Genomic DNA, 14,461 nt, shown 5'->3' with positions numbered 1-14,461 from the left:
GATAGGAGCACGTTGCCGCCGCTGTGACGATAGCCGTCGCCGTCGCCGTCGCCGTTGCCGTTGCCGTTGCCGTTGCCGTTGCCGTTGCTGTTGCTGTTGCTGTTGTTGTTGCCTGGCTTTGGCTCTTGCTTTTGATTCACCGGGTTCCCTTCCGAAGCGGCGGCCATCGCGGGGAAAAACCCGAAGGGCGGCGTACATGGATGTACGCCGTCCGCGGCAGGGGCAGGATGCCCCCTTCCGCGGATCCCCGTGATGGACGCGGACCCGGAGCGCGCAGCGCGGAGGGCGCGAGGCAGGGTGTGCTTTCTTTTGGTTACTTTTCTTTGCACAAGCAAAGAAAAGTAACTCGCCCGCAAGGGCGAAAGCCTTTGCTGTTGCTTCAAGCGTGAGTGCCGGACGAGAAGAACTGTAGGAGCGGCTTCAGCCACGACGCGCGATGCGCCAGCCTCGCTAGTCCCCTGAGACGATCGCCCCCCGCATTGCGGCAGCCGCCGGTTACTACTGCGTCGGGACTGAAGTCCCTCCCACAACACGTCTCTGCGCGTGACGCATACGTTGGCGCGATGCCCACCCGTAGGAGCGGCTTCAGCCGCGACGAGCGTTCCCGGGAACCCCCGTCGCGGCTGAAGCCGCTCCCACGCCCCCAAGACCCCCGAGCAAACCTGCCGCCCATCCCAAATCCCATGGCGGCCCCGCCCCCGCTCTGCTACAGTCCGCGCCCAGCGCTGCCGGGTCCGGCAGCCGGGCACAGCCGCCGCCATGCCTTCATCCGTGAGTCTTTCGGGGGGAGTGGTGCATGCGCGTCGCGCGATCGGTGTTGTCCTTGTCTGTCGTGTCCATCCTGCTGGGCTGGGCGCCCACAACGCGCGCCGCTGGCGCCGAAGTCGCGCCTCCCCCCGATCCCACCACCCTCGACCAGATCGTCGTCACCGGCGAGAAGAGCGGCCGCAGCGTGCAGGACACCACCAGCTCGGTCGCCGTCACCACCGAGGCGCGCATCGAGCAGGAGAACCTGCAGAACGCCTACGAGGTGTTCAACCGCACCGCCAACATGGCGCAGACCTATGGCGATGCCGGCTTCAGCATCCGCGGCATCCGCAACATCGACGGCGGCAGCGATGCGCCGCTGGCCACCATCTACCTGGACGGCGCCGCCCTGCCGTGGAAGGCGATCAGCTGGGCGCCGCTGAGCCTGTGGGACCTGCAGCAGGTGGAGGTCCTGCGCGGTCCGCAGTCCACCCTGCAGGGCGAGAACGCCCTGGCGGGCGCGATCGTCCTGCGCACCGCCGAGCCGACCATGGATTGGCAGGGCAAGCTGCGGGTGCTGGCCTCCGATCCGTCCGACCGCAGCCTGGCCGGCGCGATCGGCGGGCCGATCGTGCCCGACGAGCTGGCGTTCCGCGCCTCGGTGGAGCAGCGCAGCTTCGACGGCTACACCTGGAACCTCACCCGCCAGGCCGCCGACGACGCGCAGGTCTCGGCGATCTATCGCGGCAAGCTGCTGTGGACGCCGTCGGCGATCGCCGGGCTGAAGGTGCAACTGGGCTACACCCGCTCGCACCGCACCGGCCCGTACATGTACACCTACGTGCGCACCGACCTGCCCGACTACCTCGAGCACCGCTACGCCACCAACAACACCCCGGACCGCACCCGCAGCGACAGCGACATCGTCACCCTACAGGCCGACTACGCGCTTTCCGACGCCTGGTCGCTGTCCTCGGTCAGCGCCTGGAACAAGGTCACCTCGTCCAGCCTGTGGGACATGGACCATGGCCCGGACAACGCCGGCTACGCGCAGCGCCAGCTCGACGACACCACCGCCTCGCAGGAACTGCGCCTGCACTACGCCGGCGCCTCGGTGCAGGGCCTGATCGGCGCGTACTGGGCGCGGCACGTGGAAGACAACGACGCGCAACTGCTGAACAACGTCGCCACGCCGACCACGACCATCGCCGGCCTGCTGCGCAGCGCCGGCTTCCCGGCCGCCACCGCCACCGCGATCGCCACCCGCTACGCGCAGGCGCTGCCGGTGATTCCGGTCGACTACGTCAGCGCCAGCCCGACCCGCTCCAGCAACCGCGCGCTGTTCGCCGACGGCCAGTGGCAGGTCGGCAGCGGCTTCTCGCTGCTGGGCGGGCTGCGCTACGACCGCCAGCGCTACGCCATGGCCTCCGACACCACCGCCGCCTTCGCCGGCCGCTATCCCGACCCGGCCGCCTTCGCCGCCAGCGGCACCGCGCTGTACCGGGCCATCGTCGCGATCAACCAGGGCGTGGCCGGCATCGTGCGCTCGGCCAACGGCGAGGTGGCCTGGAACACGCGCGACTTCGACGCCTTGCTGCCCAAGCTCGGCGTGCGCTACGACTGGAATCCGGACCTGTCGACCAGCCTGGTGGTGCAGCGCGGTTACCGCTCCGGCGGCTCCAGCTTCAACTCCGCGCGCAGCCAGGCCTTCCCCTACGACCCGGAATACACCTGGAACTACGAGGCCTCGCTGCGCTCGCAGTGGCTGGACCGGCGCCTGACCCTCAACGCCAACGCCTACTACATCGACTGGAAGGACAAGCAGACCACCGCCTACTTCGGCCTCAACAGCTTCGACTACAACACCGTCAACGCCGGCCGCGCGCATCTGTACGGGGCCGAGCTGGAGGCCAGCCATCGCCCCAACGAGGCCTTCGACTGGTACGGCTCGCTGGGCTATGCGCACACCCGCTACGACAGCTTCGCCACCATCGCCGGCGCCTCGGTCATCGACTACGCCGGCCGCGAGTTCGCCTACGCGCCGCACTGGACCGCCGCGCTGGGCGCCAACTGGCGCTTTGCCGACGGCTGGCTGGCCAACCTCAACGCCAGCTTCCGCGACCGCGTGTACACCGACATCGGCGCCGGCGCCGTGCAGCTGGCCTCGCGCACCGTGGTCAACGCCAAGTTCGGCTACGAGAACCTGGACTGGAGCGCGTGGATCTTCGCCAACAACCTGCTCGACCGCGACTACGTGCAGTACCGCTGGGCCACCGAGCCGGTCGCGATCCTGGGCGCGCCGCGGGTGGTCGGCATCGGCTTCGAGGCGCGCTGGTGATGACCGCCCTCGCCACCGCCGGCTATCTGCTGGCCGCCGCGCTGGCGGCGCTGGCGTTCTACCTGGCCACCGCGCATCAGCGGCTGTGCCCGGCCTGGCGCCGGCGCGCGCGCGCGCTGCGCGTGGCCGGCACGCTGCTGTGCGTGGCGGCGCTGGGTGCGGCGATCGCCGCGCTCGGCGTGTGGGCCGGCGTCTTCGCCGCATTGAGCGCGACGATGCTGGCGGCGGTGGCCTTGCCGTACCTGGATGCGTGGCGGCAATTGCACCGAGGGGCTGGCGATGTGGGCTAGGTGGCTGGCGGCGATCGTGCTCGGCCTGCCGCTGGCGGTGGGTGCGATCGGCCTGTGCGTGTTGCTGTGGCCGGGCAATCTGCAGGTGCATACGCTGCCCTGGCTGTTGCTGGTGTTCCCGGCGTGGATCGGCGCGATGTCGCTGGCCTTCGTGTTCCGCAGCGGCGCACGCGCGTGGCTGTGGCTGGGCGCGGCGACCGCGCTGTGCTACGTGGCGCTGTTCCTGCTCAAGGCCAGCCATCTCGTGCAGGTGACCCCATGAAGGCCGCGACCCTGCGCCAGTTCCTGTCGGCGCACAGCTGGATGGGTCTGCTCGCCGGCATGGCCTTGTTCATCGCCTTCTATGCCGGGGCGATCAACGTGTTCACCCACGACTTGGAACAGTGGCCGCGGCCGCCTGACGTGCACGCGCCTGCGCTGCCGTCGGAACAGGCCGCGCAGGCGCTGGCCGATGCGGTGCTGGCGCGGCATCCGGCGCTGGCCGAGTCCTACACGCTGATGCTGCCGGGCGAGGGCCGCGCGTTGCCGCAGCTGTATGCGTTCGGGCCGGCGGCACAGCAGGCCTTCGGCGGCATGGTGCAGTTCCAGCCCGGCGCCGATGGGCAACCGCTGCAACTGCCGCAGCGCAGCGGCTTCGTGGACTTCCTGTACGACCTGCATTTCACTGCCGGCCTGCCGCGCACCTTCGGCACCTACCTGTTCGGCGTGGTCTGCCTGCTGTACGGGCTGGCCCTGGTCAGCGGCGTGGTGCTGTATGCGCCGGTGCTGCTCAAGGACCTGTTCGCGCTGCGCCGCGGCCGCAACGTCAAGCGCCTGTGGCAGGACGCGCACAACGCCATCGGCATGCTGTCGCTGCCGTTCCACGTGATCTTCGCCTGGTCCGGCGCGGTGCTGACCCTGGGCGTGCTGCTGCTGGCGCCGTTCCAGTACCTGGTGTTCGACGGCAAGCTGATGCAGGTGCTGCAGCCGGACTTCGAACTGGCCCCGCACGTGCAGCCCGCGCACGTGCCTGCGCCGATGCTGCCGGTGGCCGAGTTGGTGGCGCGGGCGCGCGCGGCCAATCCCGGCTTCGTGCCGGAGAGCCTGTCCTTCCACGACGCCGGCGACGCCAACGCGCAGGTGGAGCTCTACGGCCACCAGGACCAGCGCCGGCTCAACACCCTCGGCGGCGTGGCGCTGCGCGCGGCCGACGGCCAGGTGCTGCGGGTGCTGTCGCCGCAGACCATGTCGCCGGGCGTGGCCGCGCTGCGCGGCCTGCAGACCCTGCACTTCGGCAACTACGGGCGTTGGCCGCTGCAATGGCTGTACTTCCTGCTCGGGCTCGGCGGCGCGTTCCTGTTCTACAGCGGCAACCTGCTGTGGGTGGAAGCACGGCGCAAGCGCCGCCAGCACGCGCAGCCGCTGCGCACCCACGTCATGGCACGGCTCACCACCGGCGTGTGCCTGGGCTGCGTGGCCGGGGTCTCGGCGCTGTTCGTGGCTGCGCGCCTGCTGCCGCCGGGCATGGAGCGTGGCGCGTACTACGCGGTGTTCGCGCTCGCGGTGGCCTGGGCGCTGCTGCGGCCGACGGCGCGCGGCGCCTACGAACTGCTGCTGGCCTGCGCGACGTTGACCGCGTTGGTGCCGCTGGCCGGGTTGCGCGGTGCCGCCGGTTGGGTGGCGCCGTGGAGCAGCGGCACCCTGCTGGCGATCGACGCCTGTGCGTTGCTGCTGGCCTGGGCCTACTGGCAGATGGCGCGCGCGGCGTACCGTCGCGGGCAGGGCGGCGATCCGCACAGCGTGTGGGCGTTCCCGCCGCCGCGCTGAGGCGCCGCAGCGCACGCCATGCGGCACGGTAGGGTGCCGCTGTCACGCAATCGATGGCCGCGAAAGTGGACAATCGCGCGCCGGTGCTTTTTCATGGTCTCGACGTGGGCACCGCAGCGTCCGCGCGAAATGGAGTCGGGTTGCACGTTTGATGTGACCTGCTCCGCACTTCGCGCCGCGCTGCCGTCGACAGGGGACTGCATGCACGAGCGTTACCAGGAGCCACACGACACGCCGCCGGGCGAGGCCTACGCGGCGCAACTGCGCAAGGGATTCGCCGCGCTGCGTTTCGATCCTCCGCTGGAACGGGCGTACCGCCACTACACCGCCGCCACGCTGGGCTTCGCGCAGCGCGTGGCGGCCTCGCTGGGCGTATTGATCGCGCTGCTGCTGCTGGCTTGGGATGCGGTGCATTTCGGCTGGCGCGGCGGCGGCGGCCTGCTCGGCTATGCGATCGCGGTGCGCGCGGCGACCCTGCTGGCACTGCTGTGGGTGGCGGCCGCGATCCACCGCGCCGACACGCACGGCCCCGGCCGCGCCGCGTTGCTGTTGCTGGTCGGCGGCACCGGGCTGGTGCTGTCGAGCATCGGTTACCCGCCGCAGGAGCTGCGCTATGCGGCGGCGGTGATGACCCTGGTGATCGTGGCCGGGTTCTTTCCGCTGGGCCTGGCGCTGTGGCAGAGCGTGGCGGTGGCGCTGCTGTTGTGCGCGATCAGCGCCGCCGCCGGCCACCTGTTGCTGGACGGCGCAGCACGCGACGCTTATCTGCGCCTGCAATGGCTGCTGTGGACGGCCGTGCCGGTCGGTGCGGTCGGCGGCTACCTGCGCGAACACTCGCGCCGCGAAGGTTTCCTGCAGCGGCGGGTGCGCGACGACGAGGCCTTGCGCGACGCGCTCACCGGCCTGGGCGACCGCCGCCGCTTCGACGAACACCTGGCGGTGGCGCTGGCCGAACGCGGGCGCCTGCAGCGCGGCCTGGCGCTGATCCTGGTCGAACTCGACGGCTTCGCCGCGCTGAAGCAGCGCAGCGGCGCCGGGGCCGCCGACCGTGCGGTGCTGGAGGTGGCCGAGGCCATGCAATGCCTGCTGCGGCCGCTGGACGTGGCCATGCGCATCGGGGCCGATCGTTTCGCGCTGGTGCTGTACGACGCCAGCGGCGCGCACCTGCGGCAGGTGGCGCCGGCGCTACGCGACATGGTCGAGGTGATGGCGATCGCGCAGGACGCGGCGGACGCGCCGGCGCTGACGGTCAGCGTCGGTGCGCTGCTGGCCGCGCCGGAGGACACACCGGCCACGCTGATGCAGCGCGCCGAGGCGCTGCTGGACGCCGCGCGCGCCGTCGGCAACCGCGTGGTGCTGGCCGAGGACACCGGCTGGTAGGCATGCGGCAACCGCCATGTACCGGTACGGCCATGGCGGGCGGCGACGATGCCCTGCGCGCGTTTGGCTGCTTGGTGCGGCGCAGGCTCACTACCCCGCGCGCAACGCCATGCGTTCCGCCGCGCCAGGCAGTAGCGGATCCGTGTGCGTGGTGCGCCGCGCGCCGCAATGCAAGTCCCTTTCACCACGGCCCGGCCGACGCCTCGATGCGCGCTCCACGGTTGTAGGAGCGGCTACAGCCGCGACAGGCGTGACCGGCAATGCGCGTCGCCGCTGAAGTCGTTCCCACGAGGCACGTTGCCTGCCGCTACGCCAGCACCACCGTATGCCGAGGGCTGGGCCAGAACAGCGCGGCCTGGCCCCACCCGGCGCTGCTGCCGAAGCCCAACTGCCAGACTTCACCATCGTGGATCACGAAGCGGTTGCCCTGCTTGTCCACCCGCTGCCCGCTGTAGCCATCGGCAATGCCGCGCTGGGCGACCGCATCGAGCAGCCGCTGCCGTTCGGCGCGGTTGGCCGGGGCTGCACTCAGCCGCGAGGGGAGTGCGAGCATCTCGTCCTCGCTGTACTTGAAGCAGCGCAAGGCGCAGCGATTGGCGTAGAAGAACACCGGGTCGGCGCTGGCGTCATGCGCCAGGATGGCGTACGGCGCCTGCGCATGCAGCCAGTGGTAGCGGTCGGCGATGGCGTCGGGGCAATACAGGCCGTGACCGCTGAGTGCGCGGTAGCAATCGTCGATGCGCGCGAGCAGGGTCGTCTGCGGTGCGGAAGGCGGCATGGTGGCGGTCTGGCAGCCTGCGGGAGCCCGGATTGTCGCGGATGCGCACGTTCGCCGACGTGACCCCGGCCCTGGTCTGCGCCTGTGCCACGCCGGTGACGGCGCGGCCACGCGGCGCAGGCGCTCAGAACGTTCCGCGCTGCACGAACGGCACCTGCGCGTAGAGCCGGCGCTCGCCGCCGCGCGGGTCGTGCGCCAGGCGGCTGTCGGTGTCGAACAGCAGGGTCTCGCGCTGGGCCAACGAATACGGCTCCCAGCGCGGCAGGCCGGCGTGGTTGGGATCGCCGTGGCGGGCGAAGGCCAGCAGCGCGGCGCTCATCGCATCGGCCATGCGCTGCGCGTCGGCGCCGTCGCCGGCGCGCGATCCGGGCTGGCGGATGTTGTCGAACACCAGCGGGATGTCCAGGGTGTGGAAAGCGCCGAACTTGCCGCCGTCCAGCGGCGAGCCCCAGTCGAGCTGGTAGACCCAGGTCGGCGCGCCCTGCCGCGCGCGCGCCTCGGCTTCCTCCACCGCGCCGCGCCAGGAGCGGCCGGCGGTGGTGGCGGCAAAGAACACCTCGCTCGGCGTGTAGTGCGGATACAGCCGCCGGTACTCGGCAATCACCACCTGCGGCGACAGGTCCACGAACTGCTCCTGCGCCAGCTTGTCCGGCAAGGCGTCCCAGCTCAGCGCGAAGTTGGCCGGATCGTGGCCGAGGAAGGCACGCGTCTCGTCGCGGGTGTTGCCGATCACCATCGGGATGCGCGCCGATTGCGGCGGCGCGTCCGGCCAGAACGGATGCCGGTGCAGCACCTGTGCATCCAGCACCGGGCCCAGGTACAGCGCGGTGCGCTCGGCGCGCGAGGGATCGGGCGTGCGCGTGGCCTCGAGCACGCGCTGCAGCGGCAGCGTGCGCAGCGCGTCCAGTTGCGATGGCGCCAACTGCAGGGCCTGCAGCAGCAACTGCGCGCGCTGGCTGGCCGCTCGCGGCCCGGCGGCGGTGACTTGCTGCCCGCTCATGGTCCAGGCGCGGTGAAACAGGCCCTGCGCGGCCGGCATCGCCATCAATGTGGCGATCTTGGCGCCGCCGCCGGACTGGCCGAACACGGTGACGTTGCCGGCATCGCCGCCGAACTCGGCCGCGTGCGCGCGCACCCAGTGCAGCGCCTGCACCAGGTCGAGTTGGCCGACGTTGCCCGAGGCGGCATAGGCGGGGCCGCCGAACGGCGCCAGATACAGATAACCGAAGGCGTTGAGGCGGTGATTGACGCTGACCACCACCACGTCGCCGCGTTGGCACAGGCGCACGCCGTCGTACAGCGGGTCGCTGCCGGAGCCGTTGTTGTAGGCGCCGCCGTGGATGTAGACCAGGATCGGGCGCCGCGCGCCATCGCGCAAGCCGGGGGTCCACACGTTGAGGAACAGGCAGTCCTCGCTGACCGGCTCGGATCCTCGCTGCGGCGCCGAGGCGGCATAGGCGCTGCAGTCGCGTACGCCGTGCCAGGGCCGTTCCTGCAGCGCCGGCTGGAAGCGCCGCGGCGCGGTGTCGGCGCCGTAGGGGATGCCCTTGAACACGCACACGCCCTGGTCGCGCACGCCACGGATGCGGCCGCTGCGGGTGCGCGCCAGCGGCGCCGCTGGCGTCGGCGCCGCCGCGGTCGCGATACCGGGCAGCGCGCCGCTCAAGGCCAGCGCGCCGAGTGCGCCGTCGCGCAGGAAGCGGCGCCGGCCGTGGTCGGCGGGGGCGGCAGCGGCGGAGGCGGCGGTGTGCGCGCCGGGCAGGCGAGGGCGGACGGTCATGCGTGGACGGACTCCTGACGAGGCGATCGGGGACGCGGTCGCGGCGTGGCGGCGCGGCGGCCACCGGCGACGCGATCGCCTGGCGGGGCGTGCAGCGGCGCGCAGGCCATGTGGTTCACTTCCCGCCCGCCGGCGGCGGGATCGGCGCGCGGGCACGCGGATCGTCCTGCACGTTACGCATCCAGCTCAACGCCAGTTGCGGCCAGGCCGCCACCGGCAGGCCGGCGATGCCACGGACACCGAAGCCATGGCCGCCGTGCGCGAACAGGTGCAGCTCGGCCGGTATCCCCGCCTGGCGCAGCGCCTGGTAGAACAGCAGGCTGTTCTCCACCGATACCACCGGGTCGTCCTGCGCCTGCACCAGGAAGGTGGGCGGCATGCCGGCGTGCACGCGGTTCTGCAGCGAGTAGGCGGCCATGGTCGCCGCATCCGGGTGGCGGCCGAGCAGCCGCAGCCGCGAGCCGGTGTGCGCCGCGGTGCCGCTGCCCATGTCGATGACCGGGTACAGCAGCAGCAGGAAGTCCGGTCGCGCGCTGACCCGGTCGATCGCATCGCGGGCCGGATACACCGGGTCGTCGTAGAGGGTGCCGAGGCTGGCGGCGACGTGGCCGCCGGCGGAGAAGCCGATCGCGCCGATGCGCTGCGGGTCCACGCCGTAGTCCGCGGCATGCGCGCGGATCAGGCGCAGCGCGCGCTGCGCGTCGGCCAGCGGCTGGTCGCGCGCCGCGGCGCCGTCGACGGCCGCGTCGGGCAGCCGGTAGCGCAGCACGAACAGGGTGATACCGGCTTGTTCGGCGAAGATCGGCACCAGGGCCGTCCCTTCCTTGTCCAGCACGATGCGCGCGTAACCGCCGCCGGGCGCCACCAGCAGCGCGCTGCCGTTCGGGTGCTTCGGCCGGTACACCACCAGGTAGGGCTGGTAGCGGCCGCTGAGCGCGCGGTCGGGCAGGGCAGGGTCGTCGCTGCGCTCGACCAGGTGCGCTTGCTCGGGCCCGGCCGTCGACCCCGGCGCCGGACCGGGCCACAGCGGCAGCCGCGCCGCCAGCTCGGCGGCGCTCTCGCTGGCCGGCCGCTCGGCCGCCGCGGCCGTGCCGAGGGCGCCCAGCAACAGGCCCAGCGCCGCCAGCACGGCGATGCGGGGACGCGACCGGCGCCTGCCGCAGCGCGGGGACAGGGATTCGGTGGGACGTAGGCGGGTAGGGAGGAGGTGGGCCGACATCATCGAGATCTCGCGTGGGTGGAGGAAGCCGCGCGGCGCGGATGGCCGCCGAGAGCGCGTGGCTTCCAGTGTGCGCGCGGCCTGCGCCAACGCATGACGCTGTGTTGCTGTTGCTGTTGCTGTTGCTGTTGCTGTTGCTGTTGCCGATTCCCGATTCCCGATTCCCGATTCCCGATTCCCGATTCCCGATTCCCGATTCCCGATTCCCGATTCCCGATTCCCGATTCCCGATTCCCGATTCCCGGCCCTTTGCCGCACCGCACATTGCCAATGACACCGGTTTACCATATACAACGGCGCAACGCGCTGTCGATGCGCGGCGCAGCAATTCCCGACCCCCCATCCTTGCGGAGATGCCCTTGAGCCTTCCTTCCGGCCCGTCGCAGACGCCACCGCCCGCGTTGGCCGATATCGCGGCCCGCTTCGTCCAGGCCCGCCGCCAGGGGCGTGCACTGCCCGATTTCCCCGGCGTCATCCCGGACGATCTGGAGACCGCCTATCGCGTGCAGGACCTGGCGATCGCGCAATGGCCGGATCGTGTGGTCGGCTGGAAGGTCGGCTACATCGCCCCCGAGCGCCGCGACCATTCCGGGGACGAGCGCCTGCTGGGCCCGATCTTCGCTGCTGCGCTATGGAATGCTACCGGTGGAACAGCCGACATCCCGGTGTTCGACGGCGGCTTCGGCGCGGTCGAGGCCGAGTACGTGCTGCGCCTGGACGCGGATGTCCCCGCCGACCAGTTGCACTGGACTCCGCAGCAGGCTGCCCAGGTGCCGGCGACGTTGTTCGTCGGGGTCGAGGTGGCGAGCAGCCCGCTGGCCACGATCAACCAGTTGGGTCCGCGCGTGGTGATCTCCGATTTCGGCAACAACAACGGCCTGCTGCTGGGCCCCCAGGTGCCCAACTGGACCGCGCTGGACGAAACCGCGCTGCGCGCCGAGACCTGGATCGAAGGGCAATGCGTGGGCACCGGCGGCGCCACGCTGCTGCCAGGCGGGCTGCGCGCGGCGTTCGCGTTCGCGCTGGCGCGCTCGGCCAGGCGCGGGCGGCCGCTGCGCCGCGGCGAGCTGATCGCCACCGGCAATGCCACCGGCATCCACGACATCGCCATCGGCCAGCAGGCGACGATCCGCTTCGATGGCTACGGCGAACTTCATTGCAGGGCGGTCGCGGCCTAGGCTGCGCGATGACCACGACGCGCGGGAGGGCGCAGCATGATCACTCGTAGACGATTCCTCGGTGCAGGCATCACCGCCGCGGCGGCGGCCAGCGTGCCGCTGGGTGCGCTGGCGCAGCGCGGCGATACCCGCCTGCTCACCGCCACCGACGTGCACGTGGCCGACTACCCCACCGTGGAGGCGGTGCGCTGGTTCGGGCAGACCCTGGAGCAGCAGACCGGCGGCCGCCTGCGCCTGCGCCAGTACCACTCCGGCCAACTCGGCCGCGAGGCGGAGGCGATCGACATGGCGCGCTTCGGCGCCATCGACATCACCCGCGTCTACTCCGGCGCGTTGAACAACACCTTCCCGCTGACCCAGGCGCTGTGCCTGCCGTACGTGTTCGACTCGGTGGCGCACCTGCGCCGCGCGATCGACGGCCACGTCGGCGACAGCATCCTGCGCAGCTTCGAACAGCGCGACCTGGTCGGGCTGGCGATCTACGACTCCGGCGCGCGCTGCTTCTACAACACCAAGCATCCGCTGCGGCAGCCCAAGGACCTGCACGGGCTCAAGCTGCGCGTGGCGAACTCGGACATCTTCCTCAAGCTGATGCGCATGCTCGGCGCCAACCCGACGCCGATGTCGCTGGGCGAGACCTTCTCGGCGATGGAAACGCACATGATCGACGGCGCCGAAAACAACATGCGCAGCTTCCAGTCCAGCCGCCACTTCGAGGCCGCGCACTACTGGTCGCAGAGCGATCACTCCTATGCGCCGGACGTGCTGGTGATGTCACGGCGCAGCTTCCAGGCGCTGACGCCGGACGAGCGCGCGCTGGTGCTGGAGACCGCACGGCAGTCGGTGACGGTGATGCGCCGGCTGTGGGACGCCTCCGAGGCGCAGGCGCGGCAGCAGGTGATCGACTACGGCGTGGCCGTCAACGAGGTCGACATGCCGGCCTTCCGCAAGGCCGCCGCGCCGCTGCTGGCCGAGTACCGGCAGCAGCCGGACATCGAAGCCCTCTACCGCCGCATTCGTGACTTCGCCTGAGCCCATGCCGATGACCGACCACGACCTCGCCCTCCCGGTGTCGCCGCTGCAGCGGCTGCTGGACCGCATCGCCAACCTCGCCATCGGCATCGCCGCCGCGGCCCTGCTCGGGCTGGTGGTGGTGCAGGGCTGGCAGGTGTTCACCCGCTACGTGCTCAACGACTCGCCGAGCTGGACCGAGCCGGTGACGCTGCTGCTGCTGAGCACGGCGATGAGCCTGGGCGCCGCCGCCGGCGTGCACACCCGCCGCCACTTCGGCTTCTTCCTGCTGGCCGAGACGCTGCACGCCACCCTGCGCCGGGTCATCGACCTGCTGCGCCCGCTGCTGGTGGCCGCGATCGGCGCGGTGATCGCATGGTGGGGCGCGGTGCTGCTGCTGGACGGGCTGGACATCAAGATGGCCGGCGCGCGGATGCCGCAGAGCATCAACTACCTGCCGCTGTCGATCGGCGGCGCGCTGATGAGCGTGTTCGCGCTGTACCAGGCCTGGCGGGTGCTGCGCCCGGGCACCACCGTGGGGAGGAACTGAGCATGGCCATCGCCATCCTGTTGGGATTGTTCGTGGTGTTGCTGCTGATCGGCGTGCCGGTGGCGTACGCGCTGGGCGCGGCGGCGCTGGCCACGCTGCTGTATCTGGACCTGCCTGCGGTGGTGCTGGTGCAGCAGATCTCCGCCGGCAGTGGTTCGGCATCGTTGATCGCGATCCCGTTGTTCATCTTCGCCGGCGAACTGATGCTGCGCGGCGGCATCTCCGACCGCCTGATCGCGCTGGCGTCGTCGCTGGTCGGGCGCATGCGCGGTGGCCTGGGTCAGGTCAGCGTGCTGTCCTCGCTGTTCTTCGGCGGCGTGTCCGGCTCGGCCATCGCCGACGTCTCGGCGGTCGGCGGCACCATGATTCCGCAGATGATCAACCGCGGCTACGACCGCGACTACGCGGTCAACGTCAGCATGACCGCGGCGCTGGTGGCGCTGCTGGTGCCGCCCTCGCACAACCTGATCCTGTTCTCGGCAGCGGCCGGCGGTGGCCTGTCGATCGCCGACCTGTTCGCCGCCGGCATCGTCCCGGCGCTGCTGATGACCGCGGCAATGATGCTCACCGGCTACGCGGTGGCGCGCTCGCGCGGCTACGGCACCGAGGCGTTCCCGGGCTGGCGCGCGGTGGCGCTGCGCCTGGTCGGCGCGTTGCCGGGCCTGGGCCTGGTCGCGCTGATCTTCGTCGGCATCCGCGCCGGCATCTTCACCGCGGTGGAGAGCGCGGCGATCGCGGTGGTGTACGCGTTGCTGGTGACCGCGCTGCTGTACCGGCAGTTGCGCTGGGCCGAGTTCTTCGCCGCGGTGACGCATGCCGCGCGCACCACCGGGGTGATCCTGTTCGTGATCGCCACCGCGGCGGTGTTCGGCTGGCTGCTGGCCTACCTGCAGGTGCCGGCGGCGGCGGTGCATTTCCTGCAGTCCATCGCCCACAGCCAGCACACGGTGCTGCTGATGATCGTGGTGATGCTGCTGCTGCTGGGGATGTTCATGGACCTGGCGCCGAAGATCCTGATCTGCACGCCGATCTTCCTGCCGGTGGCCAAGGCCTACGGCATCGACCCGATCCATTTCGGCCTGGTGATGGTGCTGGCCGGCGGCATCGGCCTGATCACCCCGCCGGTGGGCTCGGTGCTGTTCATCGGCACCTCGATCGGGCAGATCACCGTGGCCCAGAGCATGCGCACCATCTGGCCGTTCTGGCTGGCGGCGCTGTGCGTGCTGCTGATCGTGGCGTTCTTCCCGGAGCTGTCGCTGTGGTTGCCGCGCGCGCTGCGCGCCTGAGTCGGTGCGGTGGCGTGCGCCAGGCGGCAATCGCGAGCCGTTCGCGCCGAGCGCCGCGGCCGGCGTCGGTGGCGCCGCGCCGGGCGCTGCGTCTACAG

At 71.3% G+C, this 14,461-nt stretch carries 12 protein-coding genes; 9 read left to right on the top strand and 3 right to left on the bottom strand.

Annotated features, from left to right (window positions below; genetic code table 11):
- Positions 1–832 precede the first annotated feature (832 nt).
- The 5 genes from Q7W82_RS02755 to Q7W82_RS02735 all read left to right on the top strand — a co-directional run bounded on the left by Q7W82_RS02755 (position 833) and on the right by Q7W82_RS02735 (position 6,561).
- Positions 833–3,085, top strand: coding sequence for a TonB-dependent receptor (locus Q7W82_RS02755; RefSeq protein WP_242158390.1), 2,253 nt, complete (start codon positions 833–835; stop codon positions 3,083–3,085).
- Positions 3,085–3,375, top strand: a complete 291-nt coding sequence (locus tag Q7W82_RS02750) for a hypothetical protein (RefSeq protein WP_242158196.1) — start codon at positions 3,085–3,087, stop codon at positions 3,373–3,375. The genes Q7W82_RS02755 and Q7W82_RS02750 overlap by 1 nt, the downstream gene beginning before the upstream one ends.
- Positions 3,365–3,637 carry a hypothetical protein gene (locus Q7W82_RS02745; RefSeq protein WP_242158198.1) on the top strand — a complete coding sequence of 91 codons (273 nt, stop codon included), beginning with the start codon at positions 3,365–3,367 and terminating at the stop codon, positions 3,635–3,637. Before Q7W82_RS02750 ends, Q7W82_RS02745 begins: the two co-directional genes overlap by 11 nt.
- Positions 3,634–5,181, top strand: coding sequence for a PepSY-associated TM helix domain-containing protein (locus tag Q7W82_RS02740; protein ID WP_242158200.1), 1,548 nt, complete (start codon positions 3,634–3,636; stop codon positions 5,179–5,181). The genes Q7W82_RS02745 and Q7W82_RS02740 overlap by 4 nt, the downstream gene beginning before the upstream one ends.
- Before the next feature lie 201 nt (positions 5,182–5,382).
- Positions 5,383–6,561 (top strand): GGDEF domain-containing protein, encoded by a 1,179-nt coding sequence (locus Q7W82_RS02735; protein WP_242158202.1) that lies wholly within the window; start codon positions 5,383–5,385, stop codon positions 6,559–6,561.
- 307 nt (positions 6,562–6,868) lie between these two features.
- On the opposite strand, the gene Q7W82_RS02730 is transcribed toward Q7W82_RS02735, so the two are convergent.
- From Q7W82_RS02730 to Q7W82_RS02720, 3 genes are all read right to left on the bottom strand, one after another.
- Positions 6,869–7,339, bottom strand: a complete 471-nt coding sequence (locus Q7W82_RS02730) for an MEKHLA domain-containing protein (protein WP_242158212.1) — start codon at positions 7,337–7,339, stop codon at positions 6,869–6,871.
- A gap of 124 nt (positions 7,340–7,463) precedes the next feature.
- A complete protein-coding gene (locus tag Q7W82_RS02725; protein ID WP_242158214.1) occupies positions 7,464–9,119 on the bottom strand; it encodes a carboxylesterase family protein in 1,656 nt (551 codons plus the stop codon).
- 115 nt (positions 9,120–9,234) lie between these two features.
- Positions 9,235–10,248 (bottom strand): alpha/beta hydrolase, encoded by a 1,014-nt coding sequence (locus Q7W82_RS02720; RefSeq protein WP_242158216.1) that lies wholly within the window; start codon positions 10,246–10,248, stop codon positions 9,235–9,237.
- A gap of 443 nt (positions 10,249–10,691) precedes the next feature.
- Between Q7W82_RS02720 and Q7W82_RS02715 the strand changes: the two genes are divergently transcribed.
- Genes Q7W82_RS02715 through Q7W82_RS02700 form a run of 4 tightly spaced genes read left to right on the top strand, consistent with a single transcriptional unit; the run spans position 10,692 to position 14,363 of the window.
- Positions 10,692–11,516, top strand: coding sequence for a 2-keto-4-pentenoate hydratase (locus Q7W82_RS02715; RefSeq protein ID WP_242158225.1), 825 nt, complete (start codon positions 10,692–10,694; stop codon positions 11,514–11,516).
- Positions 11,517–11,552: 36 nt separating this feature from the next.
- Positions 11,553–12,548: a TRAP transporter substrate-binding protein gene (locus Q7W82_RS02710; protein WP_242158227.1), complete on the top strand. Its 996-nt coding sequence runs from the start codon at positions 11,553–11,555 to the stop codon at positions 12,546–12,548.
- Between the two features lie 10 nt (positions 12,549–12,558).
- A complete protein-coding gene (locus Q7W82_RS02705; RefSeq protein WP_242158234.1) occupies positions 12,559–13,077 on the top strand; it encodes a TRAP transporter small permease in 519 nt (172 codons plus the stop codon).
- Between the two features lie 2 nt (positions 13,078–13,079).
- Entirely contained in the window at positions 13,080–14,363 is a 1,284-nt protein-coding gene (locus Q7W82_RS02700; protein ID WP_242158236.1) for a TRAP transporter large permease, read from the top strand.
- The last annotated feature ends 98 nt before the right edge of the window (positions 14,364–14,461 follow it).

Source organism: Xanthomonas indica (genome assembly GCF_040529045.1).
Classification (GTDB): domain Bacteria; phylum Pseudomonadota; class Gammaproteobacteria; order Xanthomonadales; family Xanthomonadaceae; genus Xanthomonas_A; species Xanthomonas_A indica.
This window is presented reverse-complemented; position numbering and strand designations above follow the sequence as displayed.